Raw genomic sequence first — 2,595 nt, forward strand, 5'->3', positions numbered from 1 at the left:
CAGGTATCGGCTCAGACCAAAGTGACGCTGTTTATGTTGAAGGCGCGTTCACGACCACTCAAGGTTCAGACCGTGTGGTGAGCTACCAACTTGATTCAACGGCTGATCCTGTTTCGGGGCTAACCTCCCAAGGTGAGCCAGTTACTCTGGTAGAGACTGCGAATGCCGATGGCAGCTTCACTTACGTGGCTACCGCGGATGGCAATCCTGTCTTCACCATGAATGTGAATGCTGACGGTACATACAACTTCCGTCTAGAAGGCCCAGTTGATCACGCGTTAAACAGCGATGAGCTAGTACTGAACTTCCCAATCATTGCTACAGATTTTGATGGCGATACGACAACCGCGACCATTCCAGTTACGATTACTGATGACGTTCCAACCATCGACAACGTTGTCCCACTGACAGTAGACGAAGATGATCTCGCCTCAATAGGTTCAGACCAAAACGATGATGCGTTTATGTCGGGTTCTTTCAGCACAACTGAAGGCTCAGACAGCGTTGTTAAATACCAGCTTGATGCAACGGCAGATCCAGTAGCAGGATTAACCTCTCAAGGTGAGCCTGTCGTGCTTGCTGAAGCTGCTAACGGCGATGGCAGCTTTACTTACACTGCCACAGCAGATGGCAATGCCGTGTTTGAATTGGTGGTGAAGCCAGACGGCAGCTACACCTTTACTCTGCAGGGCCCACTAGACCATGCGGTGAACAGCGACAGCCTACAAATCGACTTCCCGATTATCGCAACAGATTTTGATGGCGATACCTCAACAGAAACATTGCCTGTCACCATCGTTGACGATAAACCAACCATCACTGACGTAGACACAATCCGTGTGGATGAAGATGACTTAGCGACGATTGGCTCTGACGGCTCAGAACCAATTTCAATCGATGGTAACTTTACTACAACGCAAGGCTCTGATGGGGTAGTGAGCTACCAATTAGATGCTGCTGCAACGCCAGTTAATGGTCTAACATCGCGAGGTGTGGCCGTGACGCTGACGGAAACTGCAAACGGTGATGGTAGCTTCACTTACCAAGCGACGGCAGGTACTGAAGCCGTATTTACACTGACCGTTAATACGGATGGCTCATACAACTTCACGCTTCAAGGGCCAATCGACCATGCGACAGACAGTGATGAGTTGACACTGAAGTTCCCAATCATCGCGACGGATTTTGATGGTGATACCACCACAGAAACGATCCCAGTCACCATCGTGGATGATAAGCCGACCATTACTGATGTCGATGCGATTACCGTTGATGAAGATGACTTAAGCACGATTGGCTCAGATCAGACTGACCCGATTTCAATCGATGGCAACTTCACTACCACACAAGGCTCTGACCGAGTGGTGAGCTATCAGCTTGACGCGTCTGCAACCCCGGTTGATGGCCTTACATCACAAGGCGTAGCAGTCACATTGACTGAAACCGCAAACGCTGATGGCAGCTTTACTTACGAGGCGACAGCGGGCTCTGAAGCGGTCTTTACGCTAACAGTGAACACTGATGGCTCTTATAACTTCACGCTTGAAGGGCCAATCGACCACGCAGTAGATAGCGATGAGTTAACGCTCAACTTCCCAATCATCGCGACCGACTTTGATGGCGATACCACAAACGCCACGATCCCTGTGACGATCGTGGACGATAAGCCAGTGATTACTGACGTCGACGCAATTACGGTTGATGAAGATGATCTAGCTTCAATTGGCTCAGACCAAAGCAATCCAATTTCTATTGATGGTAACTTCACCACCACACAAGGTTCAGACCGAGTGGTGAGCTACCAACTCGATGGCACATCAACACCAGTTGACGGTTTAACCTCGCAGGGTGTAGCGGTAACGCTAACAGAAACCGCAAATGGTGATGGTAGTTTCACTTATGAAGCGACAGCGGGTGGCAACCCTGTATTTACTTTGACAGTAAATACTGATGGATCATACAACTTCACGCTAGAAGGGCCAATTGATCATGCAGTTGATAGTGATGAGTTGACACTCAACTTCCCAATTATTGCAACCGACTTTGATGGCGACACCGTTACTGAAACTATTCCAGTCACGATTGTTGATGATGTACCGACCATCACAGCGGTGGATGCGTTGAGTGTCGATGAAGACGACCTTAGCGGCGTGGGTTCAGACCCAGGCGGCGATCTGTTCGTTGAAGGTGCGTTTACCACCACTCAAGGCTCTGACCGAGTGGTGAGCTATCAACTGGATTCAACCGCTGATCCTGTTGCGGGGCTAACGTCTCAGGGTGAGGCGATTACCTTGGTGGAAACCGCCAATGGTGACGGCAGCTTTACCTATGTTGCGACCGCTGACGGCAATCCAGTTTTCACGTTGAATGTAGCAACAGATGGTACGTACGACTTTACGCTGCAAGGCCCGATTGACCATGCCGCCAACAGCGATAGCCTGACGATTGATTTCCCAATTATTGCCACCGATTTTGATGGTGATACGACTTCGGCAACCATTCCAGTCACCATTACGGATGATGCACCAATCATCGATAATGTTGTGCCTCTGGCTGTAGACGAAGATGATTTATCAGGTATCGGCTCAGACCAAA

At 49.6% G+C, this 2,595-nt stretch carries 1 protein-coding gene; it reads left to right on the forward strand.

The window, feature by feature from the left end; translation table 11 throughout:
• A partial coding sequence (locus tag BCT11_RS01530) for a VCBS domain-containing protein (RefSeq protein ID WP_198593894.1) occupies positions 1 to 2,595 on the forward strand: 2,595 nt, incomplete at both ends.

It is taken from the genome of Vibrio sp. 10N.222.52.B12, assembly GCF_002875385.1.
GTDB classification, from domain to species: Bacteria; Pseudomonadota; Gammaproteobacteria; order Enterobacterales; family Vibrionaceae; genus Vibrio; species Vibrio jasicida.